This is a genomic window from Marinovum algicola (assembly GCF_900109145.1).
GTDB classification, from domain to species: Bacteria; Pseudomonadota; Alphaproteobacteria; order Rhodobacterales; family Rhodobacteraceae; genus Marinovum; species Marinovum algicola.
Window position 1 is genome coordinate 205,843 of the sequence record NZ_FNYY01000005.1, and the last position, 24,282, is coordinate 230,124.

Annotated in this window: 25 protein-coding genes; 18 read left to right on the forward strand and 7 right to left on the reverse strand. The window is 65.1% G+C overall.

What is annotated here, in order from left to right:
- Positions 1 to 137: 137 nt before the first annotated feature.
- Positions 138 to 893 (forward strand): sulfite exporter TauE/SafE family protein, encoded by a 756-nt coding sequence (locus BMW90_RS09615; protein WP_048532698.1) that lies wholly within the window; start codon positions 138 to 140, stop codon positions 891 to 893.
- 17 nt (positions 894 to 910) lie between these two features.
- On the opposite strand, the gene BMW90_RS09620 is transcribed toward BMW90_RS09615, so the two are convergent.
- The gene (locus BMW90_RS09620; protein WP_074836330.1) at positions 911 to 1,231 is read right to left on the reverse strand and encodes a hypothetical protein; all 321 of its coding nucleotides are present in this window, start codon (positions 1,229 to 1,231) and stop codon (positions 911 to 913) included.
- A gap of 203 nt (positions 1,232 to 1,434) precedes the next feature.
- On the opposite strand from BMW90_RS09620, the gene BMW90_RS09625 reads away from it, so the two are divergent.
- The 13 genes from BMW90_RS09625 to BMW90_RS09690 all read left to right on the forward strand — a co-directional run bounded on the left by BMW90_RS09625 (position 1,435) and on the right by BMW90_RS09690 (position 12,241).
- The gene (locus BMW90_RS09625) at positions 1,435 to 2,292 is read left to right on the forward strand and encodes an HpcH/HpaI aldolase/citrate lyase family protein (protein ID WP_074836332.1); all 858 of its coding nucleotides are present in this window, start codon (positions 1,435 to 1,437) and stop codon (positions 2,290 to 2,292) included.
- A gap of 4 nt (positions 2,293 to 2,296) precedes the next feature.
- Positions 2,297 to 2,845: an NnrU family protein gene (locus BMW90_RS09630; RefSeq protein ID WP_074836333.1), complete on the forward strand. Its 549-nt coding sequence runs from the start codon at positions 2,297 to 2,299 to the stop codon at positions 2,843 to 2,845.
- A 4-nt stretch (positions 2,846 to 2,849) separates the two neighbouring features.
- Complete coding sequence (locus BMW90_RS09635) at positions 2,850 to 3,053, forward strand: DUF1737 domain-containing protein (RefSeq protein ID WP_074836335.1); 204 nt, start codon at positions 2,850 to 2,852, stop codon at positions 3,051 to 3,053.
- On the forward strand, positions 3,053 to 4,099 hold the full coding sequence (locus tag BMW90_RS09640; protein ID WP_074836337.1) for a MaoC family dehydratase: 1,047 nt from the start codon (positions 3,053 to 3,055) through the stop codon (positions 4,097 to 4,099). The genes BMW90_RS09635 and BMW90_RS09640 overlap by 1 nt, the downstream gene beginning before the upstream one ends.
- Before the next feature lie 329 nt (positions 4,100 to 4,428).
- Positions 4,429 to 4,818 (forward strand): succinate dehydrogenase, cytochrome b556 subunit, encoded by a 390-nt coding sequence (gene sdhC, locus BMW90_RS09645; RefSeq protein ID WP_074836339.1) that lies wholly within the window; start codon positions 4,429 to 4,431, stop codon positions 4,816 to 4,818.
- An 11-nt stretch (positions 4,819 to 4,829) separates the two neighbouring features.
- Positions 4,830 to 5,201, forward strand: a complete 372-nt coding sequence (gene sdhD, locus BMW90_RS09650) for a succinate dehydrogenase, hydrophobic membrane anchor protein (protein WP_074836341.1) — start codon at positions 4,830 to 4,832, stop codon at positions 5,199 to 5,201.
- A gap of 26 nt (positions 5,202 to 5,227) precedes the next feature.
- Entirely contained in the window at positions 5,228 to 7,036 is a 1,809-nt protein-coding gene (gene sdhA / locus BMW90_RS09655) for a succinate dehydrogenase flavoprotein subunit (RefSeq protein WP_048532683.1), read from the forward strand.
- A complete protein-coding gene (locus BMW90_RS09660; protein ID WP_074836343.1) occupies positions 7,036 to 7,296 on the forward strand; it encodes a hypothetical protein in 261 nt (86 codons plus the stop codon). The genes sdhA and BMW90_RS09660 overlap by 1 nt, the downstream gene beginning before the upstream one ends.
- Position 7,297: 1 nt before the next feature.
- On the forward strand, positions 7,298 to 7,630 hold the full coding sequence (locus BMW90_RS09665) for a hypothetical protein (RefSeq protein WP_048532679.1): 333 nt from the start codon (positions 7,298 to 7,300) through the stop codon (positions 7,628 to 7,630).
- Between the two features lie 10 nt (positions 7,631 to 7,640).
- Positions 7,641 to 8,420, forward strand: coding sequence for a succinate dehydrogenase iron-sulfur subunit (locus BMW90_RS09670; RefSeq protein WP_074836345.1), 780 nt, complete (start codon positions 7,641 to 7,643; stop codon positions 8,418 to 8,420).
- A gap of 439 nt (positions 8,421 to 8,859) precedes the next feature.
- The gene (locus BMW90_RS09680; protein WP_048532675.1) at positions 8,860 to 9,564 is read left to right on the forward strand and encodes a hypothetical protein; all 705 of its coding nucleotides are present in this window, start codon (positions 8,860 to 8,862) and stop codon (positions 9,562 to 9,564) included.
- Positions 9,565 to 10,046: 482 nt separating this feature from the next.
- The gene (locus BMW90_RS09685; RefSeq protein ID WP_074836453.1) at positions 10,047 to 11,246 is read left to right on the forward strand and encodes a type III PLP-dependent enzyme; all 1,200 of its coding nucleotides are present in this window, start codon (positions 10,047 to 10,049) and stop codon (positions 11,244 to 11,246) included.
- A gap of 146 nt (positions 11,247 to 11,392) precedes the next feature.
- The gene (locus BMW90_RS09690; RefSeq protein ID WP_074836349.1) at positions 11,393 to 12,241 is read left to right on the forward strand and encodes an urea carboxylase-associated family protein; all 849 of its coding nucleotides are present in this window, start codon (positions 11,393 to 11,395) and stop codon (positions 12,239 to 12,241) included.
- Positions 12,242 to 12,277: 36 nt separating this feature from the next.
- On the opposite strand, the gene BMW90_RS09695 is transcribed toward BMW90_RS09690, so the two are convergent.
- The 4 genes from BMW90_RS09695 to BMW90_RS09710 form a co-directional block, all read right to left on the reverse strand.
- Entirely contained in the window at positions 12,278 to 13,633 is a 1,356-nt protein-coding gene (locus BMW90_RS09695) for a serine hydroxymethyltransferase (protein WP_074836351.1), read from the reverse strand.
- Between the two features lie 81 nt (positions 13,634 to 13,714).
- Positions 13,715 to 14,287 carry a hypothetical protein gene (locus BMW90_RS09700; protein ID WP_074836352.1) on the reverse strand — a complete coding sequence of 191 codons (573 nt, stop codon included), beginning with the start codon at positions 14,285 to 14,287 and terminating at the stop codon, positions 13,715 to 13,717.
- Between the two features lie 107 nt (positions 14,288 to 14,394).
- Positions 14,395 to 15,264: a DUF4339 domain-containing protein gene (locus tag BMW90_RS09705; RefSeq protein ID WP_074836354.1), complete on the reverse strand. Its 870-nt coding sequence runs from the start codon at positions 15,262 to 15,264 to the stop codon at positions 14,395 to 14,397.
- A 123-nt stretch (positions 15,265 to 15,387) separates the two neighbouring features.
- Positions 15,388 to 16,374, reverse strand: coding sequence for a 2-hydroxyacid dehydrogenase (locus BMW90_RS09710; protein ID WP_048532665.1), 987 nt, complete (start codon positions 16,372 to 16,374; stop codon positions 15,388 to 15,390).
- Positions 16,375 to 16,550: 176 nt separating this feature from the next.
- Here BMW90_RS09710 and BMW90_RS09715 point away from each other — a divergent pair, with 176 nt between their 5' ends.
- Entirely contained in the window at positions 16,551 to 17,003 is a 453-nt protein-coding gene (locus BMW90_RS09715; protein ID WP_244526479.1) for an SH3 domain-containing protein, read from the forward strand.
- 48 nt (positions 17,004 to 17,051) lie between these two features.
- On the opposite strand, the gene deoD is transcribed toward BMW90_RS09715, so the two are convergent.
- Positions 17,052 to 17,759, reverse strand: a complete 708-nt coding sequence (gene deoD, locus BMW90_RS09720; RefSeq protein ID WP_074836356.1) for a purine-nucleoside phosphorylase — start codon at positions 17,757 to 17,759, stop codon at positions 17,052 to 17,054.
- A 148-nt stretch (positions 17,760 to 17,907) separates the two neighbouring features.
- Here deoD and BMW90_RS09725 point away from each other — a divergent pair, with 148 nt between their 5' ends.
- Positions 17,908 to 19,362, forward strand: coding sequence for a putative bifunctional diguanylate cyclase/phosphodiesterase (locus BMW90_RS09725; protein ID WP_074836358.1), 1,455 nt, complete (start codon positions 17,908 to 17,910; stop codon positions 19,360 to 19,362).
- A gap of 9 nt (positions 19,363 to 19,371) precedes the next feature.
- Here the strand turns inward: BMW90_RS09725 and BMW90_RS09730 are convergent, their stop codons facing one another.
- The gene (locus BMW90_RS09730; protein ID WP_074836360.1) at positions 19,372 to 21,339 is read right to left on the reverse strand and encodes a protein meaA; all 1,968 of its coding nucleotides are present in this window, start codon (positions 21,337 to 21,339) and stop codon (positions 19,372 to 19,374) included.
- A 137-nt stretch (positions 21,340 to 21,476) separates the two neighbouring features.
- Here BMW90_RS09730 and BMW90_RS09735 point away from each other — a divergent pair, with 137 nt between their 5' ends.
- Positions 21,477 to 22,817, forward strand: coding sequence for a 1-acyl-sn-glycerol-3-phosphate acyltransferase (locus BMW90_RS09735; protein WP_074836362.1), 1,341 nt, complete (start codon positions 21,477 to 21,479; stop codon positions 22,815 to 22,817).
- A 132-nt stretch (positions 22,818 to 22,949) separates the two neighbouring features.
- Entirely contained in the window at positions 22,950 to 24,242 is a 1,293-nt protein-coding gene (gene ccrA / locus BMW90_RS09740) for a crotonyl-CoA carboxylase/reductase (RefSeq protein ID WP_074836364.1), read from the forward strand.
- Positions 24,243 to 24,282: the final 40 nt, after the last annotated feature.

The following is a 24,282-nucleotide window of genomic DNA, read 5'->3' on the forward strand; positions in this document are numbered from 1 at the left end:
AATTTGGCCGTTTGCGTAAGCCGGAATTCGGCGCGGCGCAAGTGCGCTGCGCTGCGGCGCCAAACGGCGCAACGGCTGGAAGTGCCGGGGTGATAGCGATAAAGACCGGGAAACAAGGGCAGTTAGACGAGGCGCAGATGCTGGAATTCTCCCCCGGATTTTTCGCCGTGGCGCTGCCTGCGGTGGTGTTTGCCGGGGTGTCCAAGGCCGGTTTCGGCTCGGGCGCGTCCTTTGCAAGTGCCTCGATTCTGGCGCTTGTTCTGCCGCCGGGCCTTGCCCTCGGGATCATGCTGCCGCTTCTGATGCTGATCGATCTGGCCAGCCTGCGGCCCTATTGGCGGCGCTGGTCCTGGCCCGAGGCGCGGGCGTTGATGCTGGGCGCGCTGCCCGGCGTGGCGCTGGGGGCCTGGCTCTACCGGATCGCCGATGACGATGCCATCCGGTTGCTGATCGGGGTGATTTCGCTGGCGTTCGTGATCTGGCAGATCAGCCTGGCGCGCGGCTGGGTCACGCTGGGCGGGCGGCCGCTGCCGTTGCGCGGCGGCTATCTGTCGGGGATGACCGCCGGGTTCACCAGCTTCGTCAGCCATGCGGGCGGCCCGCCGGCGGCGGTGTTTCTGCTGGGCCGCAAGCTCGACAAGACCCGGTATCAGGCGACCACGGTGATCGTGTTTTGGGTGATCAACCTGTTCAAATTCGTGCCTTACAGCTTCCTCGGCATTTTCACCATCCAGACGCTGATTGCCGATCTCCTGCTTGCGCCCGCCGCGCTGATCGGGGCCTGGCTGGGGGTGAAGGCGCATCACATGATCCCCGAGCGGGCGTTTTTCGCGGTCACCTATGTGCTGCTGAGCTGCACCGGGGTGAAACTGATCTGGGATGCCCTGGCATAGCGGTGTTCACAGGGGCGTCAGGTGTCACTGCCCTTGGCGGGCAGCGGCTCGGCCAGGGTTTCAAAGGCCTGGCCGGCGGCCATCAGACAGGTGATGCCGTTGGCGGTGGTGACGGTGATCGTCCAGCTGCCGGTGTCGCGCGAGGCAAAAAGCTCCATCACCGCATTGTTGCCGCCGAGGCCAATGGATTGCCGGCTTTCGCCGTATTTTTCCGCCAGCCGCGCGATCACCGCGTCACGCGGGGCACAATTGGGGGTGGTCTGGGCGCTGGCCCGATCGGCGGCCAGCGCCAGCAGGCAGGCGCCAAGGCCGAGGCTCAGTTCAAAGACGTGTTTCATCTCGTTCCCTCTGGTTGAGGCGGGCGTCTGACGCCGGCCGGTGGATGGGATCAGCCTGCGGCAAATGGGTTAATTCCGCGGTAAACCTGGCGCACGTTGCCTGTTATCGGGGTTTCTGCTGCACTGCGGCACTTCACCCCTTGAACTTTTCGGAAATCAATGACCCTAATTCGCGCAACAATCTTGCAAGGAGGATCCTCTCGATGGATATGCGCGCGCGCCCTTACCGTTCCGTTCTCTATATTCCCGGCTCCAAGACCCGGGCGCTGGACAAGGCGCGGGGCATGGCGGTGGATGCGATCATCTTCGATCTCGAGGACGCGGTCTCGGTCGAGGAAAAGGCCAATGCCAGGGCGACGCTGGCCGCGGCTCTGTCCGAAGGCGGCTATGGCCCGCGGATGAGGATCGTGCGGATCAACGGGCTCGACACCGAATGGGGCCACCAAGACGCCCGGGCGGTGGTCGAGATGCGGCCCGACGCGGTGCTGCTGCCCAAGGTGAATTCCGCCGATGATCTCGATGCTCTGGCCGAGATCACCGGCGACCTGCCGATTTGGGCGATGATGGAGACGCCGCAAGGCATGTTGCGCGCCGAAGAGATCGCCGCCCATCCGAAACTCGCGGGCTTTGTCATGGGCACCAATGACCTTGCCAAGGATTTGCAATGCCGCTTCCGCGCCGATCGCTTGCCGCTGATGGCGTCGCTCGGGCTCTGCCTGCTGGCGGCCAAGGCGCATGGTGTGGTGATTGTCGATGGGGTCTACAATGCCTTCAAGGATGACGATGGCCTGCGCAGCGAATGCCAGCAGGGCCGTGACATGGGCATGGACGGAAAGACGCTGATCCACCCGGCGCAGGTGGCCATCGCCAACGAGGTCTTTGCGCCCTCGGGCGAGGACATCGATCTTGCCGGGCGCCAGATCGCCGCCTTCGAGGAGGCCGAGGCGAAGGGGCAGGGGGTGGCCGTCGTCGATGGCCGCATCGTCGAGAACCTGCATGTTGCCACGGCACGCGAGATACTGGCAAAAGCAGAGGCAATTGCAGCCCTCTCATCGGAGTAGCCTCATGTTTCTTCTTGTCCTCGGTCTCGCGCTCTGGGCGCTGGCACATTTCTTCAAACGTCTGCTCCCGGCCCGCCGCGCCGCGATGGGCGACAAGGGCAAGGGGGCGGTGGCGCTGGCGCTGGTTGTCTCGGTGGTGCTGATGGTGCTGGGCTATCGCGCGGCGCCGTTCGTCGATGTCTGGTATCCGCCGGAATGGGCGCGGCATCTCAACAACCTGATGGTGCTGATCGCGCTCTTCATGATGTCGCCCGCCCCCAAGAAAGGCCGCCTGCTCTCGGGCATGCGCCATCCGATGCTGATGGGCTTCGGCCTCTGGGCGCTGGCGCATCTGCTGGTCAATGGCGATGTCGCCTCGATCGTGCTGTTTGGCGGGCTGCTGGTCTGGGCCACGGCCGAGATTCTGGTGATCAACCGGGCCGAGCCGCGCTGGGTGGCGCCGGCGCCGGGCTCCTATGGCAAGGATGCCATGTTCTTTCTGGCCTCGATCGTGCTTCTGGGTGTGATCGGCTATATCCACGGGCTGATCGGCCCGTCTCCATTTCCGGGGTAACTAAATGAAACTCTATCGTTTTCTATCCGCCGACGACACGTCGGAATTCTGTCACAAGGTCTCGGCCGCGCTCGACAAGGGCTGGGCGCTCTACGGCGACCCGACCTATGCCTTTGACCATGCCAATGGCGTCATGCGCTGTGGCCAGGCGGTGACCAAGGAGGTCGAGGGCCAGTATTCGCCGGACATGAAGCTGGGGGCGCAGTAATGGCCGCGACGACGACCGCCAAGACCAACCCGGGCCGCTTCTTCGAGGATTACCGGCTGGGCGAGGTGATCCGCCACGCCGTGCCGCGCACCGTCTCTGGCGGCGAAAGGGCGCTTTATCATGCCCTGTACCCGGCGCGTCACGCGCTATATTCCTCGGATGAATTCGCCCGCGGCGCGGGCCTGCCTTCCGCACCGGTCGATGATCTGGCGGCGTTCCATCTGGTGTTTGGCAAGACGGTGCCGGATATCTCGCTCAATGCCGTCGCCAACCTCGGCTATGCCGAGGGGCGCTGGCATCTTCCGGTCTATCCCGGCGACACCCTGCGCGCGGAAAGCGAGGTGATCGGGCTCAAGCAGAACTCCAACGGCAAATCCGGCGTGGTCTATGTCCGCACCCGGGGGCTCAACCAGCGCGACGAAGTCGTGTTGGATTATGTCCGCTGGGTCATGGTGCGCAAACGCGATCTCGCGGCGCCGGCACCGGAGACGGTGATCCCCGAACTGCAAAAGGTGATCCCGGCGGCGGATCTCGTGATCCCCGACGGGCTCGACTTTTCCGGCTATGATTTCGATCTGGCAGGCGAGCCGCACCGCTGGGGTGACTATGTGGTGGGCGAGACCATCGATCACGTCGATGGCGTCACCGTCGAAGAGGCCGAACACATGCTGGCCACCCGGCTCTGGCAGAACACCGCCAAAGTGCATTTTGATGCCACTTTCCGTCCCGACGGGCAGCGGCTGATCTACGGTGGGCATGTGATCTCGCTAGCGCGCGCGCTCAGCTTCAACGGGCTGGCCAATGCCCAGATGATCGTCGGGCTGAACGGCGGCGCACATGCCAACCCCTGTTATTCCGGGTTGACGGTCAAGGCCTGGTCAGAGGTGCTCGACAAGGCCGAGACCGGCGCGCCCGGCGTCGGCGCGATCCGGCTGCGGCTGGTGGCCACTTCCGGCGGCGATCCCTTCACCCTCAAGGGCGCGGACGGCAAGTACCTGAGCCATGTATTGCTCGATCTCGACTACTGGGCGCTGATGCCCGTCTGACCCAAAGGTAGGGCGGGTCTGCCCCATTGTCCCGCCCTCCAAACCGCGTGATCACACCCCTCCCGAGACCTCCCCGAGACCCGCCCGAGACGTGATCGCTAACATATACCTGATGAATTTTGGCAGGTATATGCCGCCTGGATCTGCACCGAATCACCGGGTTTTCTGCATAGCGGCAATTTTGTGATCACTGCCTCCGAGGCTGTGATCACAAATCCCGAAAAATCCGCCAATTGGGCCAAAAAACCACGTCTTATCGGGGGCGCGCCCGGTGACACGCCGGAAAAAATCACTATCACCTATAGTCAAGAGAACCGAAAGGAACCGCCATGGCTGATGTGAACCGGGGCAATCGCCCGCTCTCTCCTTTCATGATTGGACCGTATTACCGGCCGCAGATCACCTCGATCTCGTCAATCATGGTCCGTCTCACCGGCATTGCTTCGCTCGGCAGCGCCCTCCTCGTGGTCTGGTGGCTGCTGGCGGCGGCGACTTCGGAAAGTGCCTTCGGCCTGATCGACGGCCTGCTGCGCAGCTGGTTCGGCGACCTGATCCTGCTGCTCGCCTCCTGGGCGATCTGGTATCACATGCTGGGCCGGCTGCGGCATGTGATCTGGGATTTCGGCTACGGGCTCTCGCTCGAGACCTCGGAAAAGATGGGCTGGGGCATGTTCATCGCCGCCACCGGTCTGGCCCTGTTCACGGCCATCGTGCTTTAAGGAGGCCTAGGATGAATTACCTGACAGATCGCAAACGCGCCGAAGGGCTTGGCTCGGGCCGCAAAGGCACGCATCACCACTGGAAAATGATGGTGACCTCGATCAGCCTTGTCGTGCTGGTGCCGCTGTTCGTCTTTGTCTTTGGCAGCGCGCTCGGCCGCAGCCAGGAAGAGGTCATGGCCTTCCTTTCGCGCCCGTTCCCGCTGATCGTGATCGCCATGGGGCTGATCGTGGGCCTGACCCACATCAAGATGGAAATTGACGAAGCAGTCGAGGATTACGTCCACGGCATCGCCCGCAAGCTGACCCTCGTGGCCACGGCGGCGCTGGTCTACACGCTGATGGTGGCCGGCCTTTTCGCTCTTTTGAAACTCGCCCTCTGATCCGCCGCGCGAGAAGGAAAACAACAATGACAGCAGCTTACGAATACGAGACGCATGATTATGACGTCGTTGTGGTGGGCGCCGGCGGTGCTGGCCTGCGCGCGACGCTGGGCATGGCCGAACAGGGCCTGCGCACCGCCTGTGTGACCAAGGTCTTTCCGACGCGCTCGCATACCGTGGCGGCACAGGGCGGTATCGCCGCTTCGCTTTCCAACATGGGCCCCGACCATTGGCAGTGGCACATGTATGACACGGTCAAGGGCTCCGACTGGCTCGGCGACACCGACGCGATGGAATACCTCGCGCGCGAGGCGCCCAAGGCGGTCTATGAACTCGAGCACTACGGCGTCCCGTTTTCGCGCACCGAGGAAGGCAAGATCTACCAGCGTCCCTTCGGCGGCCACACCACCGAGTTCGGCGAAGGCCCGGCCGTGCAGCGCACCTGCGCCGCCGCCGACCGCACCGGCCATGCCATCCTGCACACGCTCTACGGCCAGTCGCTGAAGCAGAAGGCCGAGTTCTACGTCGAATATTTCGCCATCGACCTGTTGATGAGCGAAGACGGCGCCTGTCAGGGCGTGCTCTGCTGGAAGCTCGACGACGGCACCATGCACGTCTTCAACGCCAAGACCGTGGTGCTGGCCACCGGCGGCTATGGCCGCGCCTATTTCTCCGCCACTTCGGCCCACACCTGCACCGGCGACGGCGGCGGCATGGTGGCCCGCGCCGGCCTGCCGCTTCAGGACATGGAGTTCGTCCAGTTCCACCCCACCGGCATCTACGGCTCCGGCTGCCTGATCACCGAAGGCGCGCGGGGCGAGGGCGGATACCTCACCAACTCCGAAGGCGAGCGCTTCATGGAGCGCTATGCACCGCAATACAAGGACCTGGCGCCGCGCGACTACGTGAGCCGCTCGATGACCATGGAAATCCGCGAAGGCCGCGGCGTCGGTGAGGACGGGGATCACATCCACCTCAACTTGTCGCATCTGCCGCCCGAGGCGCTGGCCGAACGCCTGCCGGGGATTTCCGAGAGCGCCAAGATCTTTGCCGGTGTCGATGTCACGAAAGAACCGATTCCGGTACTGCCGACGGTGCATTACAACATGGGCGGCATTCCGACCAACTACTGGGGCGAGGTGCTCAACCCCACCGCGGATGACCCCAACCGCGTGGTTCCCGGCCTGATGGCCGTGGGCGAGGCCGGTTGCGCCTCGGTGCATGGCGCCAACCGCCTCGGCTCGAACTCGCTGATCGACCTGGTGGTCTTTGGCCGCGCCGCCGCGATCCGTGCCGGCAAGGTGGTCGACGCCGAGAGCGCGGTGCCGACTGCGCCCAAGGCCGAGATCGACAAGGCCTTCGACCGGTTCGACGGGCTTCGCAACGCCAAGGGCGGCACGCCGACGGCCGAGCTTCGGCTCGAAATGCAGAAGACCATGCAGGAGGACGCCGCCGTTTTCCGCACCGCCGAGACCCTGTCGCAGGGTGTCGAGAAGATGACCAAGATCGCCGCCAAGCTTGACGATCTGCATGTCACCGACAGCTCGCTGATCTGGAACTCCGATCTGATGGAGACGCTGGAGCTGACCAACCTGATGCCCAATGCGCTGGCCACCATCGTCGGCGCCGAGGCGCGCAAGGAAAGCCGTGGCGCCCATGCCCATGAGGATCACCCCAAGCGTGACGACGAGAACTGGCGGGTACACACCATCGCCACGGTCGATGGCACCAAGGTCGATCTCAGCTTCCGCCCGGTGGTCAAGGACCCGCTGACCACAGAAGACGAGGGCGGTATCGCGCTGAAACGGATCGCGCCCAAGGAAAGGACGTTCTGATGAAGCTGACCCAGGTACTGACTCTCGCGGCGTTCTGCGTCGCTCCGGTCGCCGCGTTGTCCCAGTCTTATGGCGAAAAGGGCTGGATCGGCGAGGTGGATGCCAAATCCTATGTGGCCGCCGACGATCATTACGTCGCGCCGGGCAAGGAGGCCCGTGTCTATGTCGAGCCCGTGCGCGCGGCGCCGTCCGAGACTTTCGGCTGTGTCATGGGGCTGGGCGTGATGCAGCGCGGTACGCTGATCTGCCCGGGGCACTGACGTGACCGGAGTGACGGGCACGAGGGCCATCTCCCTCGCCGCGCTGGCGCTGGTGCTGGCCGCCTGTACGCCGGCGTCGCAGGACCAGTTGGCCCGTGGCGCGGCGAAATCCGTGGTGGCGCGTGCCGCCGCCGAGCGGCTGCCCGGCGTGCCGGTCGCGCCCTATACCGATTGCATCATCGACAATGCCACGTCGCAGCAGATTCTGGTGCTTGCGGCGGACAGCGTCACCGGGCCCACCGCCTCGACCTGGGAAATCATCACCGGGATTGCGCGCAAACCCGAGACCCTCCAATGCCTGCTGACCAATGGCGTCAGCGCCTTGCTGCAATAGGAGCAACGACATGGTACAACTGACCCTCCCCAAGAATTCCCGCATCAAGACCGGCAAGACCTGGCCCAAGCCCGAGGGCGCGACCAATGTTCGCAAGTTCCAGATCTATCGCTGGAGCCCGGAAGAGGGCGGCAATCCCACGGTCGACACCTATTTCCTCGACATGGACAAATGCGGGCCGATGGTGCTCGACGCGCTGATCAAGATCAAGAACGAGATCGACCCGACGCTGACCTTCCGTCGGTCGTGCCGCGAAGGCATCTGCGGCTCCTGCGCGATGAACATCGACGGGATCAACACGCTGGCCTGTATCTACGGCCTCGACGAGATCAGCGGCGACGTGAAGATCTATCCGCTGCCGCATATGCCGGTGGTCAAGGATCTGATTCCCGATCTGACGCATTTCTATGCCCAGCACGCCTCGATCATGCCCTGGCTGGAGACCAAGACCAATCGCCCGGCCAAGGAATGGAAGCAATCGATCGAGGACCGCAAGAAGCTCGACGGGCTTTATGAATGCGTGATGTGCGCGTCCTGCTCGACAGCCTGCCCGTCTTATTGGTGGAACGGCGACAAATACCTCGGGCCGGCGGCGCTGCTGCATGCCTATCGCTGGATCGTCGACAGCCGCGACGAGGCCACAGGCGAGCGGCTGGACGATCTGGAAGATCCGTTCAAGCTCTATCGCTGCCACACCATCATGAACTGCACCAAGACCTGCCCCAAGGGGCTGAACCCGGCGGAGGCGATTGCCCACATCAAGAAGATGATGGTCGAACGCGCGGTCTGATCCCCGAGGCGCAATGGGCTTGGAGACCCCGGATCACGTCCGGGGCAGGCCCCCGGATCGGGTCCGGGTCAGGCCCTTGGACCGCGACAGCGGACGGGCCCCGCGCCCCAAGCTCTCCCCGTCCCGGACCTGATCCGGGACCTCCCCCGCGCCGAGCAACCCGGAAGGCCGGTCGACAGCCGCCCCGCGCGAGCTAGATGTCATCCGGCACGCCAAGCCACCTGCGGTCCCATGATCATCCTACTCGGCCTTCTGATCGCTTTTATCCTGCTGCTGATCTTTGCGCGGCCCGCGACGCGGCAGTGTCGCTGGCGGGAGCGGCGCGGGGCGGAGGAGAGCCAGTGGCACTGCGCCTATTGCGGCGCGCAGACCGGGGGCGCGCCGGGCAGGCCGCCGGATTTCTGCTTGCGCGATCAAGGGCCACCGCTAGGTTGAGGCAATGCAATTCCTGTGCCCGCCCGAGCTGCTCGACCATATTCCGCATCCGCAGCCGGCGGCGAAATTCCTGCCGCAGTGGTTTCGCGACCTGCCGCGCGAGATGGGTCTGCGCGATGCCCATGGGCTGCCGGGGCTGACGGTGCGGGCTTGCCTGCCGGTGGCAGACATCATGGCGCTGGGCTGGATCATCCCGCTGCCCTTCGACATTTCCGCCGGCGTCGACCCGGACACCGGCCAGTTGCAGTTCCGCTGGGCCGAGGGTCTGCCCTTCGCTCCGATCGAACCGCACCACCCGGGTCAGATCGGCGCCGGCCGGCCGCCGTTTCAGGCCGTCCAGCCGCTGAAGTTCCTCAATCCCTGGCGTGTGATCCTGCCGGCGGGCTGGTCAGCCGCCTTCCTGCATCCGCAGAACCATTTCGAGCTGCCCTTCCGGGCCTTTTCCGGAGCGGTGGATTGTGACGCGCTGGAGGTGCCGGTGAATGTGCCCTTTGTCTGGCAGGCGCAGAGTGCCGAAGCGCATCTGCCCGCCGGAACGCCGATGGTTCAGGTCGTGCCCTACGAACGAAAGGCGATGACGGGTGCCGCGCAAGTGCGTGCCGAGAGCGTCGACGAACAGGCCGCCCGGGCGGTGGCGCATCGCCGCAAACACAGCGAAGAATCGATCTATGCCCGCGAATGGCGTCGGCGGCACGAGCGCGGCGGCTAGGTCTGCTCCCGGCGCATGGCGAGCTTGCGGACGCGGGGGCTGCGCCGGGCGGTCCCGGCCTAGTCTCAGACGTGGGGAGGGAACCTCCCGACCAGAGGTACTGCCATGAAAACTCGCCATAAAATCGATGCAGAACCCGCGCCGGCCGCGCTGGATCAGGCTTGGGCCTGTTCCACGCCAGAGACGCTGCCGGCTTCTGATGCGCGGGTCTCGTCCGCCGCGCCGGCCGCCTGACGACCGGCAGTTTCGCGCCCTTATCGGCCAAAAGGCCGGGGCGCGGAAAAATCCCCGGAGCGGGCAAATTTCCTCTTGATCGAATCCCGCTTCCGCTCCATATGCGGCTTCAAGACGCCAACGCACGCGCCTCTGTCGAGGTGGGCAATGCAACACCCACGCGGTTACGTAGCGACGGTAACGTCTCCCTTGGAACTGAGCGGTCTGCGCCGGGAAACCGGAATGGCCGGGTCTGATTGGAGATGACCATGAACGCATATGTAACCGGGCTCACCGCTCGCGACAGCTCTTTTGTCACCACTGCAAACACCGATCAGCCCGCCGTTTCGCGCGTCGAGGCTTATATCCGCGCGCAGGATTTTGCCCGCCCGACGCTGGTGATCGACACCGAGGCCGTGGCCCGCCAATTCGCCGCGCTGGCGCAGGGCCTGGGCCGCGCGCGCATCCATTATGCCGTCAAGGCCAACCCGGCGCCCGAGATTCTGCGCAAGCTGCACTCGCTGGGCTCGAACTTCGATGCCGCCAGCCGGGTCGAGCTTCAGATGTGCCTCGATGCCGGTGCCGCGCCCGAGCAGCTGTCTTTCGGCAACACCATCAAACGCGCGTCGGATATCGCCTGGGCGCATGAGCAGGGGATCGACCTCTTTGCCGTCGATGCCGAGGAAGAGATCGAAAAGATCGCCGCCAATGCGCCCGGCGCCCGCGTCTACCTGCGCATCATCGTCGATGCGACCGAGGCCGAATGGCCGCTGACCCGCAAGTTCGGTTCGGGCCGCGACAAGGCACTGGCGCTGATCGCGATGGCCAAGGACTACGGGCTGAACCCGGTCGGCCTGTCGTTTCACGTCGGCAGCCAGACCCGTCGCGCCGCGATGTGGGCGCCGATTCTCGATCAGGTGGCCGCCGTCTGGCATGCCGCGAAAGCCGAGGGCCACGAGTTGACCCTGCTGAACATCGGCGGCGGCTTCCCGGCGTTCTACGGTCGCGAGATCGACGCGCCGGCGCTTTATGCCGCCGAGGTCATGCGTCTGGTGCAGGAGCGGTTCGGCGACGTGCCCGAGATCATGGCGGAGCCGGGCCGGGGCCTGGTGGCCGAGGCCGGTATGATCGCCGCCGAGGTGCTGCTGGTGTCGAAGAAATCCGACGATGACCTGCACCGCTGGGTCTATCTCGACATTGGTCGTTTTTCCGGTCTGGCCGAGACCGAAGGCGAGGCGATCCGTTATCAATTCGCCACCGCGCGCGACCACGAGACAACCGGTGCCTGCATTCTTGCCGGCCCGTCCTGCGACAGCGCCGACGTGCTCTATGAAAAACAGCCGGTGCAGCTGCCGCTCGGGCTGCGCGCCGGCGACAAGGTGATGATCCGCGCCTGCGGGGCCTATACCTCGACCTATGCCAGCGTCGGCTTCAACGGCTTCCCGCCGCTGGACGTGGTGGCGATCTGATCCGGGAGCGCCCGAGGCAAGAACCGAGCTGCTGACTTGATGAGTAAACGGGGGCGACGCGGCCGGCGTTGCCCCCGTTTGCCGTTTGCGGGCTTGCCAAGGCTGCGCCCGCCCTGTCAGATCGCGGCAAACGACAGGAGTTCTCGATGTCCCAGATGCCCGCCGATGCCGAAGAGCGCCGCGCCGTCCCGCCGGTGATCTGCTACCCGCCGGAGACGCTGCCCGACCCGCAACTGGCGCTGAAACAGGCGGCGCGTGCGGGTGCGGAAAAGCTCTCCGAGGTGCGGGTGCCGCCGCGCGAGGCACGGTGTTTCGAGGTGAAGGCCGGGCAGTTCGTGCGCATCACCTCGGTCGAGGGGCCGCAGGTGGGTGATCTGAACCTGTGGAATGCGCAGGATCTGGGTGAGCGGTTCTTTTCGGGCAAGACAAGGGCGTTGCATGGCACCCATGTGAGTACCGGCGACAGGCTCTGGTCGTCGCTGCCGCATCTGCGGGCGATGGCGACGGTGGTGGCGGATACGCTGGACTGGTACGGGATCGACGAGTTCGGCGGCGCGGTGCATGACGTGATCGGCACCCGCTGCGATCCCTATACCGGCCACCTTCTGTCGGGGGTGCAATATCATCATTGCTGCCATTCCAACCTGACGCGGGCGCTGGCCGAGGCCCGCGGGCTGCCGCTGGAACATGCCGAATTGCATGTGCATGACGTGCTCAATGTCTTCATGTGCACCGGCTTCACCCGCGACACCGGGCAGTATTTCATGAAGGCCAGCCCGGTGCGCCCCGGCGATCACTTCGAACTTTTTGCCGAGATCGACCTGCTGGGCGCGCTGAGCGCTTGTCCGGGTGGCGATTGCTCGGCCGAGCACACCTCGGATGCGGCGGCCTGCCATCCGCTGCTGGTGGAAGTTTTTGCGCCGGCACCTGAGGCGCTGGCCGGGTGGGAGCCGGCGCCGGCCAACGGCTATGACCGGACACACGGGCTGGGCTGAGGTGTCCAGGGGCGAGAGGCCGGCGCGGCGGGCGCTTCAGGACGGGGGCGGGGCCTCTGCCTGGTGGATGAAGTGCAGCCGGTCGAAGCTGGCGCGCCAGGCGGCGACATCGGCGGCCAGGGTTTCCGGCGCATCGGCGGTAAGCGCCCTGGCGACAAGCCGGGCCAGTTCCGGCGCGTGCGCGTCGGTCATGCCCCAGCGCACCAGCTCCGGCGTGCCGATGCGCAAGCCGTTCATGTCGCCTTCGACCGGATCGCCGGGCAGGCCGATGCCGCAGGCGAGGAAACCGGCCTTGCGCAGGGACTTCGAGGCCGCCTGACCGCCGCCGAAGTTTTCGGCACGCAGGGCGAACTGATGCGACCGGGTGGCGCCATCCGACGTGCGGAACACCGGCAACCCTTCCGAAGCCATGTCGCGGGCCAGGGCGCGGGCCAGGGTGACCATCTGCGCCGCATAGGCCTGGCCATGATCGCGCCAGTCGAGCAGCGATACCGCGAGAGCGGCGGATTTGGCGGCGTCGAAATTGGCGGTGAGACCGGGAAAGGCGATCTGCTCCAGCCGCTGGGCGATCTCGGCGTCGCGGGTGACAATCAGCCCGCCGGGCGGGCCGCCGAGCGATTTGTAGGTGCTCATGGTGATCAGATGCGCGCCGTCATCGAGCGGATTGGGCCAGGCGCCGCCGGCGATGATGCCGCATTGATGCGCGGCGTCGAACAGCAGGCGGGCGCCGGTCTGATCGGCGATCGCGCGGATCTCGCGCACCGGATGCGGCAGCAGGTTGAGGCTGCCGCCGATGGTGATCAGCCGCGGCTCCACCGCCTCGGCCAGATCGGCCAGCGCCGCGAGATCGACGGTGTAGCCGTCGGCATCGACCGGCGCCTCGTAGATCGTCAGCCCGTAGAGCCCGGCGGCCCCGCTATCGTGATGGGTGACATGGCCGCCGATCTCGGCCGGTGGCACGATCACCGCGTCGCCGGGCTTGCACAACGCCATGAAGGCAAAGAGATTGGCCATTGCGCCCGAGGGCACGCGAATTTCGGCATGGGTCGCGTCAAAGACCTCGCAGGCCAGTTCGGCAGCAATCACCTCGATCTCTTCGATCGCCTCGAGCCCCATCTCGTATTTGTCGCCGGGATAGCCGAGCGAGGGCCGGGTGCCGATGCCGCTCGACAACAGCGCCTCGGCCGCGGGATTCATCACGTTGGTGGCAGGGTTGAGGTTGAAACACTCGCGCTCGTGGATGCGCCGGTTCATCGCCGCCAGCGTGGTAATGCGGCTGGCGATCTCGGCGCTGTCGCCGGTGGCGGTGCGGCCGGCGATCTTGTCGATCAGCGTGGCGCTGCGCTCGGGCAGCCACGCGCGGGCCGCGAGTTTGGCGGTGGGGTCGGACATGCTTGGCCTCGTGGGTTTTCTGCCCGGCCACTCAACCTTGTCGCGGTCGCCGGTGTAAACCCATTATCGCCCGGGCGGTCATCAGCCGCGGGCGGCGCGGCGCTCGCGGCGGACGCGAAATACCTCTTCACGCGGGGTCCAGGTGTAGCGGCTGTCCTTCAGGGTCTGGACCCAGAACAGGGTGCCGCCCAGGCGCCAGGGGTCGAGCACGATGCCGTCATATAGCGACTGGCCGCGCTGCGACAGGATGACGGTGGAATGCTCGAGCAGAAGATTGTCCCAGTTGGCCACCGCGCGGTGCAGTTCCAGCGAACCGAAGCGTTCCTGCTTCAGGCGCTTTTCCAGATCGTCGGCCCAATGATAACACAGGCCCCGCGGCTTCAGCCCGAGGTTGACCTTGGAATTGTGGACCAGCGGCGGATCCTCGATCTCGTAGAGTTTCGCCAGCCGCCAGGTCTCGGAATAGGCCACCGTTGCGGCGCGAGTTGCCTCTTCCGGATCGACCTCCGGGCCCAGCATCTGCAACGCCCGGGTCAGCGCCTGTTCGTCTTCGGGGGTGGCCAGTGTCGGGCCATAGGTGCCGGGGGCCGCACAGGCAGACAGCCCGGCGGCGGGCAGCGCCATGAGAAAGAAGCGTCGGGTGAGGGCGGGCATGGGTATCCTGCGTGTGGCCGGGTCTGGCCCACGTTTTAGCGCACTCACCGGCACTGTCGAGCCACCCGGGCTTGCCGGATGGCCGATTGTTGCCCATTGGCAGGCAGCTAGCGAATGCGGTGCACCCGTGTGCCCTGATCGTTCACCAGCGTGTTGCGGTCGACGATGCGCAGGGGAAAGGCGCCGCTCACCGTTTCGACAAAGGGGCCGGTGTCGAGGAAATAGGTCGCCGACCCCTTGAGGACCAGCACGAAGTCAGTCTCGGAGGCGTTCTGGATCTCGTAGGTGCCGTCGAAAGTGAAGTTCAGCTGCTGGGTATAGCCGCGCGCGGTCATCTCGACCTGGCCATAGCCTTCATAGGTCTTGTCGCGGCGGTATTCCGTGGTGCCGGTGATCCGCGCGCTTTCGACGCCCGACATTTGCATCTGTTCCGGATCGGAACGCCAGGTGCCGGTGAGAAAGGCCACGCCGTCAAAGCTGGGGGTGACCGGCGCCGGCGGTGGGGCGGCGGCGAGGATGTCTTGCAACTGTGCCACCTCCTTGGCGCGTTTCCATTCGGTCATGCCCTCCATCCAGACATAGGTCTCACCGGTCAGCTCGCCGCTGGAGACTTTCCGCTTGAGCTCTGCGGCAGCGAACGGCCCCGTGGTGGCGCCGCCGGCGGCAATATAGATCGCCAGCACCGGGTCGGCGGGCGGTGGCGGCGGCGGTGTGGCCTTGCGGTCGTCATCGGCGGGGGGCGGGGGCGGCGGCGTGACACGCGTGTCGGGCACATCCGGCGTGCCGTCGCCTCCGGGCGGCTGCGGGGTGATCGAAATCGGCGGGGTCGGCGCCTCGCCTTCGGCGGGTTTGGCGCCGGCACCCAGCTTGTCGAAAAGGCCGGGGGTGCTGAAGGTCACCTGCGCCTCGGCCGGGGAAAAGTGGGCGAGGCTCGCAAGAAGAAAGACGGCACAAAGGCCGCGGATGAGACAAGTCATCGTTAAAACTCCCTTGATTCAATGGCCGCAGCATAGCAGATGCGCCGCCGCTCCCAAAGGACGCGGCGCCGGCACACGGAAATTGTCAGAGAGGCGAACTGCCGGGACGGGGCCGGGGTCCGCTCAGAGCATCGCGGGCACCACCTGATCGGGCGGGCGATGGCCATCGGCAAAGGTCTTGATGTTCAGCAGCACCTTTTCGCCCATCTCGAGCCGGCCCTCGAGCGTGGCCGAACCCATATGCGGCAGCAGCGCCACGTTGGGCATGTTGCGCAGGTCGGGGTTGATGGTGGCGCCATGTTCATAGACGTCGAGCCCGGCGCCGGCGATCTCGCCCGCCTTGAGCATCCGGGTCATGGCGTTTTCGTCGATCACCTCGCCGCGCGAGGTGTTGACGATGACTGCACTGGGTTTCATCAGCTTGAGCCGCCGGGCGTTCATCAGGTGAAAGGTCGAGGGGGTGTGCGGACAATTGACCGAGATCACATCCATTCGCGCCACCATCTGGTCGAGGCTTTCCCAATAGGTGGCGTCGAAGCGCTCTTCCACTTCGGGGCGCAGCCGGCGGCGGTTGTGGTAATGCACCTGCATGCCAAAGGCCATGGCGCGGCGCGCCACCGCCTGGCCGATATGGCCCATGCCGAGGATGCCGAGCCGGCGGCCGCCGACCCGTCCGCCGAGCATCGCCGAAGGCGACCAGCCGCCCCAGTCGCCGGTCTGCATCAGCGCGAGGCCCTCGGGAATGCGACGGGTGACGGCGAGGATCAGCGACATCGCCATATCGGCGGTGTCCTCGGCCGAGACGCCCGGGGTATTGGAGACCAGAACGCCCCGGCTGCGTGCGGTGGCGACGTCGATGTGATCGACCCCGGCGCCGTAGTTGGCGATCAGCTTGAGCCGCTCGCCGGCGCCTGAGATCAGCCCGGCGTCAATGGTGTCGGACAGGGTTGGAACTATGACATCGGCCTCTTGCATGGCGGCGGCCAGCTCCTGCCGGCTCATCGGCGTGTCGGCTTCGCGCAGGCGCACGTCGAAGAGTTCGGTCAACCGGGTTTCTACCACCTCGGGCAAGCGTCGCGTAACGACAACACTCAGGCGTTTTGATGGCATGTGCTCCCGGCTCCTTCTTCCCATCGGGGTCGTCTTGGGGGCACACTGCCGCAGAGCACGCGGAGGCACAAGAACCCCGTGGCGAATAAACGATTGGCAGGCAGTGCAAGGTGACTGACATGGTGTCGCGGGCCACGCGAACGGGCGCTATCGGCGCGGTGATACTGAGTTTCTGGATGGGGATGGCCGCCGCGCAGGAGACGCGCGGACCGGTGACGAACCTGCCTTTGCCTCGGTTCGTCTCGCTCAAGGCGAACGAGGGCAACGTGCGGCGCGGCCCGTCGTTGAGCCACCGCATCGACTGGGTGTTCAAGCGGCGCGACATGCCGCTCGAGGTGACGGCCGAATATGGCCACTGGCGCCGGGTGCGCGACCGCGAAGGCGCCGGCGGCTGGGTGCATTACGCGCTGCTCTCGGGGTCGCGGACGGTGATTGTCGATGCTGATCTGCTGGCGCTGCATGTGCGCCCCGACGGGCGCACGCCGGTCAAGGCGCGGCTGGAGCGCGGTGTGATCGCGCGGCTGGGTGATTGCGATCTGGAATGGTGCCAGGTGAGTTCCGGCGGCTACAAGGGCTGGGCCGAGAAGCGCGCGCTCTGGGGCGTGGCCCCGGACGAAATCCGCGAATAAGGCCCTGACGCGGCGCCAAGGTCGCCGCGTCGGGGCCGCGCGGGCCGCTCAGCCCTTGAAGGCCGCTTCCAGCGCGATCTCGACCATGTCGCCAAAGCTCTTTTCGCGCTGTTCCGACGGCAGCGCCTCGCCGGTCAGCAGGTGGTCCGAGACCGTCAGCACCGCCAGCGCCCGCACCTTGTGACGCAGCGCGAGGATGTAGAGCTCGGCCGCCTCCATCTCGACCCCGAGAATGCCGTGACGGGTCATCTGCTCGTTCAGGTCGGGGCGCTCGTCATAAAAGACATCCGAGGAATAGATGCCGCCCACATGGGTCGGCGTGCCGCGCGCCTCGGCCGCATCGGCGGCGGCGCGCAGCAGGCCGTAGTCGGCGCATGGCGCAAAGTTCAGCTCGCGCAGGATGCCGCGCGACGGCGTCGAGAGCGTGGTCGAGGTCATGGCGATGATGATGTCGCGGACCTTCACCGCCTCCTGCATCGCGCCGCAGGAACCGATGCGGATCAAAGTTTTGGCGCCGAAGTCGCGGATCAGCTCGTTGGCATAGATCGACAGCGAGGCCATGCCCATGCCCGAGCCCTGGATGGTGACCCGCTGGCCTTTCCAGGTGCCGGTATAACCCAGCATACCGCGCACCTCGTTGATGCAGACCGCATCCTCGAGAAAGGTCTCTGCCGCCCAACGCGCCCGGTAGGGGTCGCCCGGCATGAGCACGGTTTCTGCGATATCGCCGGGGTTGGCCCCGATGTGAATGGTCATGGCACACTCCGCTGCGCAATTATGATGCACAAAGAGTGACATCGGGGCTTTCGGATCACAAGTGGCGCGGATTATGTGCATTAGCGATTGAAGACGGGCGACTTATCCTTAAAGTTGAATTCGGGGGCAAAAGGGAAGGCATGACGTCATGTCGACCGTAGCATTGGTGTTCGGCCTTGGCGCCGGGGGACTGGCCCTCGCGGCTTTCTATCTTGCGCTCCGGCAATCGAAGCGGGCGGCAGATGAGACGGCGGCGCTGCGCGAACGCAACAACGCGCTGGTGGCGGAAAACGCCCGGCTTCTCAACATGGTGGAATTCGACGATCTGACCGACGCCCGCTCGCGCCGCTATCTGCGAGAGCTCTTTGCCCGCTCCCGGCAGGATGGCACCAATGCGATGATCTTTGTCGATCTCGACGAATTCAAGAGCGTCAACGACGGCTTCGGCCACCGCGCCGGCGACGGATTTCTGCGCCGGATCGCCCAGGCACTGCGCGACGAATGCCGCGAGACCGAGACCCTGTTTCGCCATGGCGGCGATGAATTCTGCATCTACCTGCAAGGCATCGCGTTGCCCCAAGCGGTGCAGCGGGCCGGCACCTTCGTGCAGGTGGTGCGGGAGACATCGGTCGATGTCAGCGGCGTCAACGTGCGCCGCACCGCCAGCGCCGGGGTGGCGCAGGTCGATCCCGGGCAGGACATGATGGGCGCGCTCTACTATGCCGACGAGGCGCTATATGCCGCCAAGCAGGCCGGCGGAAATTGCGTGCGGGCGACCGAAGGCGAAACCCTGAAAACGATGATCGCCCGCCGCACCGGGCCGCGCGCCGAGGATCTGGCCGAGGCCATCCGGCGCGAGGAGATCACTTATTACGTTCAGCCGATCTATGACACGCGGGCCGGTCGCGCGGTGGGGGTCGAGGCGCTGATCCGCTGGGTGCGCAGCGACGGCGACGTGCTCTTGCCGGCCAAGTTCATCGACATGATGACTCGCAGCCAGCACCGCGAGCTGTCGCCGCCTGACAGCGTCTCGGTCGACGTGGCCCAGAGCTTCTGCCCGGCCAATGACCGGCTTTATTGCGCCTTCAATATCTCGTCGCGCTTTCTCGAACGTTCAGTCGAGGACAACATGCACTTTGCTCGAAGTCTGACCCGCGGGCTCAACCCGTCGCAGGTGGTGCTCGAGCTGGTCGAAAGTGCCGCGATCCGCAATTCCGAGCGTGCGCGCGACATGCTGCAACAGCTGCGCGCCCATGGCATCCGCATTGCGCTTGACGACTTCGGCACCGGCTTTTCCAATCTGGAGCGGCTTCAGGAATACGAGGTCGATATCGTCAAGATCGACCGCCGGTTCGTGCACGGCCTTGGTACGGGGCAGGGCGATCGCGGCATTCTGCGGGCCCTTCATGCGCTGTCGCTCGACATGGGCTTTTCGGTGATTGCCGAAGGGGTCGAGACCGAGCAGGAACTGCGCGCCCTTCAGGAAATCGGGATCTATGATGCTCAGGGTTATCTTCTGGGTCGCCCCGAAACCGTGAGCTATTGGCAAAGCCGCATTGGCCAGCCGCTGTCGCCTGGCCTCTGCCTGCGCAAAACCGCCTGACGTCGGCGGCTATTCCGCCGCCACCGACTGTGGATCGGCCAGGGTGACGATATCGGCCATGATGGTGTTGAGCTCGAAATCCTTCGGCGTATAGACCCGCGCCACGCCCATGGTCAGCAGCCTGCGGGCGTCCTCGTCGGGGATGATGCCGCCGACGATCACCGGCACATTCCCGAGGCCGGCGGCGCGCATCCTGTCCATCAGGTCCTCGACGAGCGGGATGTGACTGCCAGAAAGGATCGAGAGGCCGACCACATGCGCCCTGTCGGTTTCGGCGGCGGCGACGATTTCCTCCGGCGTCAGGCGGATGCCTTCGTAAGAGATGTCCATGCCGCAATCGCGGGCGCGATAGGCGATCTGTTCGGCGCCATTGGAATGCCCGTCGAGCCCCGGCTTGCCCACCAGGAACTTGAGCCGGCGGCCCAGCCGGTCGCTGACCGCATCCACCGCGCTGCGCAGATCGTCGAGGTTTTCGGTGCGGTTGGATTGTGACGGCGAGACGCCGGTGGGGCCGCGATATTCGCCATAGGCCCGCCGCATCTCGGCTGCCCATTCGCCAGTGGTGACCCCGGCTTTGGCCGCTGCTATCGATGGCGGAACAATGTTGCCGCCGTCCCGCGCGGTGGCGCGTAGATCGGCCAGCGCGGCCGCGACCGCCGCGGCATCGCGGGTGTTGCGCCAGTCGGCAAGGCGGTCGATCTGCTCCTGTTCCACCGCCGGATCGACAACCATGATCCCGCCATCGGCGGTCATCAGGGGCGAGGGTTCGGTCTGGGTCCATTTGTTGACGCCGACCACCGTGGTCTCGTTGCTTTCGATCCGGCCGAGACGTTCGGCATTGGCATCGACCAGCCGCGACTTCATGTATTCGATCGAGCTGACCGCGCCGCCCATGCTGTCGAGATTGGCCAGCTCGTGGCGGGCGCCGTCCTTCAGTTTCTCGACCTTGGCATCGACCGCCGGGTTGCCGTCAAACAGATCGTCGAATTCCAGCAGGTCGGTCTCGTAGGCCAGGATCTGCTGCATTCGCATCGACCATTGCTGATCCCAGGGGCGGGGCAGGCCCAGCGCCTCGTTCCAGGCGGGCAATTGCACCGCCCGGGCGCGGGCCTTTTTCGAAAGCGTCACCGCCAGCATCTCGATCAGGATGCGGTAGACGTTGTTTTCCGGCTGTTGCTCGGTCAGGCCGAGGCTGTTGACCTGCACGCCATAGCGAAAGCGGCGCATCTTGGGATCGGTGATGCCATAACGGGTGGCGCAGATCTCGTCCCAGAGGTCGACAAAGGCGCGCATCTTGCACATCTCGGTGACAAAGCGGATGCCGGCGTTGACGAAGAAGGAGATGCGGCCGACGACGGTGGGGAAATCCTCTTCCGGAATGCGCGGCTTCAGCTCGTCGAGCACCGCCGTTGCCGTGGCAAGCGCAAAGGCCAGCTCCTGCTCGGGCGTCGCGCCGGCCTCTTGCAGGTGATAGGAACAGACGTTCATCGGGTTCCACTTGGGGATGTTGGTGTAGCAGTATTCGGCCACATCCGCGATCATCTTGAGGCTGGGTTTCGGCGGGCAGATATAGGTGCCGCGCGACAGGTATTCCTTGATCAGGTCGTTCTGCACCGTGCCTTGCAGTTTCGCCGTGTCTGCGCCCTGTTCCTCGGCCACCGCGATATAAAGTGCCAGCAGCCAGGGGGCGGTGGCGTTGATCGTCATCGAGGTGTTCATCTCTTCCAACGGGATCTGATCGAAGAGTGTGCGCATGTCGCCCAGGTGACAGATCGGCACGCCGACCTTGCCCACTTCACCGCGCGCCAGCACGTGATCGCTGTCGTATCCGGTCTGGGTCGGCAGGTCGAAGGCCACGGAGAGGCCGGTCTGCCCCTTGGCGAGGTTGCCGCGATAGAGCGCGTTCGAGGCCTTGGCGGTGGAGTGGCCCGCATAGGTACGGATGAGCCAGGGACGATCTGTCTTGGTTTCGGTCATATCGGCCTCTCGATTCGGGTGCGCAACTTTGTTTCGTTCCGGCTGTGATAAGCGAAAGAATATGGCGCTGTCAATTCGCTGCGTTGCGGCGTGCGACTTATGTTTACGCAAATGCAGCAAAATGCAAATGTCGCGCCATGTCAGGCACTGTCCAAATCCCGATATGGCTGTTTTTGCTGATCCTTGCCTTCGCAACGATCACCTTCGCCTCGCATTTTCTCTTTCCTTCGGTGCGCTGGTTTCTGCGCCGCAGGATGGAACGGGTCGTCACCCGCATCAACGAGCGGCTGGAACGGCCGATCCATCCGTTCAAGCTGGCGCGGCGGACCGACATGATCCAGCGGCTGGTCTATGACCCCCAGGTGACCGAGGCGATCGTCGACTATGCCCGTGAACAGGGGGTGCGCGAAGACGTGGCCTTCGAAAAGGCGCGCGACTATGCCCGCGAAATCGTGCCGTCGTTTTCGGCCACCGCCTATTTCGGATTTGCCATCCGGGCCGCGCGCTGGTTGTCGCGCTCGCTCTACGAAGTGCGGCTGAACCGCGCCGACAGGGGGGCGCTGGCCGAGATCGATCCACAGGCGACAGTGGTCTACGTGATCAATCACCGCTCCAACATGGATTACGTGCTGGTCACCTACCTGGCGGCGGAAAGTTCGGCTCTGGCCTATGCGGTGGGCGAATGGGCGCGGGTCTGGCCGCTCTCGGGGCTGATCCGGTCGATGGGGGCCTATTTCATCCGGCGCAAGTCGCGCGACGATCTCTATCGCCGGGTGCTGGCGCGTTACGTGGCGATGGCGACGGCGGGCGGCATCAATCAGGCAATGTTCCCCGAGGGCGGGCTGAGCCTCGATGGCGCGCTGGCGCCGCCCCGGGTGGGGTTGTTGAAATACATCGTCGATGGCTGGGATGCCGAGGGGCGCGACGTGGTCTTTGTGCCGGTGGCGCTGAATTATGACCGGGTGCTCGAGGACCGGGTGCTGATCGCCGCCGGCCAGTCCGGTGAGCGGCGCTTTCGCGGCAAGCTGGGCGAGGCCCTGGCCTTTCTCGGCCGGCATGTCTGGCTGCGCATCACCGGCCGTTTTCGCCGGTTCGGCTGCGCCGCAGTGAGCTTTGGCCCGCCGCTGGGCCTGCGCGATTTCGTGCGCGAGCGGGGCCGCAGGCCGGAAGCGCTGGCGGCGCTTCTGATGGGCCGGATCGCGGAAGCAATGCCGGTGCTGCCGGTGCCGCTGGTGGCGCAGGTGCTGCGTGACGGCAGGGCGCGCAGCATGGCCGAAATCACCGCCGCCGCCGAAGGCATCGCGCCAAGGGACACGGGCGATCTGGTGCAGGCCGGGATCGCCGGCATGCTTACCCGCAAGCTCATCCGCGAAACGCCCGAGGGCTATCAGATGCTGCCCGAACAGGCCGATGCGGTGCATTTCTACGCCAATTCCATCGCCCATCTGGAACTGTCGGGTTCTGCGGCTGCACAGTAAATTTCTGCATCGGCTCGGTTATAAAATTACAAAACTGCGACATTGTGTGTTGCAATGTTGCGCAGCCGTGCGTATTTCATACAAACAGCCCGCGATTCTGCGTTGCGGCACGATTTGACCAAGGAGGCCCCTATGGCACTGGACACGCACGGCGGCATTGCCGCCTATGAGGCGCCTGAAAAGGACCTGTATGAACTGGGCGAAATGCCCCCGCTGGGCTTTGTGCCCAAGCAGATGTACGCTTGGGCGATCCGCAAGGAACGCCACGGCGAGCCGGACACGGCGATGCAGCTCGAAGTCGTCGACGTGCCGCAGCTAGACAGCAACGAAGTGCTGGTTCTCGTGATGGCGGCGGGCGTGAACTATAATGGCGTCTGGGCCTCGCTCGGCCAGCCGATCAGCCCGTTCGACGGCCACAAGGCACCGTATCACATCGCCGGCTCGGATGCCTCGGGCATCGTCTGGGCAGTGGGTGACAAGGTCAAGCGCTGGAAGGTCGGCGACGAGGTGGTGATCCACTGCAACCAGGACGACGGTGACGACGAGGAATGCAACGGCGGCGACCCGATGTATTCCTCCAGCCAGCGGATCTGGGGCTACGAGACGCCGGATGGCTCCTTTGCCCAGTTCACCAACGTGCAGGCGCAGCAGCTGATGCCGCGGCCCAAGCATCTGACCTGGGAAGAGGCGGCCTGTTACACGCTGACGCTGGCCACTGCCTACCGGATGCTCTTCGGCCACGAGCCGCATGACCTCAAGCCGGGCCAGAACGTGCTGGTCTGGGGCGCCTCGGGCGGCCTCGGCTCTTATGCGATCCAGTTGATCAATACCGCCGGCGCCAATGCCATCGGCGTGATCTCGGACGAGAGCAAGCGCGATTTCGTCATGAGCCTCGGCGCCAAGGGCGTGCTCAACCGCAAGGATTTCAATTGCTGGGGCCAGCTGCCCACGGTGAACACGCCGGAATATGCCGAGTGGTTCAAGGAAGCGCGCAAGTTCGGCAAGGCGATCTGGGACATCACCGGCAAGGGCGTGAACGTCGACATGGTCTTTGAACACCCCGGCGAGGCGACCTTTCCGGTCTCGACCTTCGTGGTGAAAAAGGGCGGCATGGTGGTGATCTGCGCCGGCACGACAGGTTTCAACCTGACCTTTGATGTGCGTTACATGTGGATGCACCAGAAACGGCTTCAGGGTTCGCATTTTGCCCATCTGAAACAGGCGGCGGCAGCCAACAAGCTGATGCTCGAGCGGCGGCTCGATCCCTGCATGTCGGAAGTCTTCGAATGGAACGACCTGCCGGCGGCGCATATGAAGATGCGGCGCAACGAGCACAAGCCGGGCAATATGTCGGTGCTGGTGCAGGCGCCCCGGACCGGGTTGCGCACCTTCGAGGACGCGCTGGAGGCCGGCCCGAAGGGCTGAGGCCCGCCGAAACCCCAGGCTGCGGCCCGCGCTGCCCCCA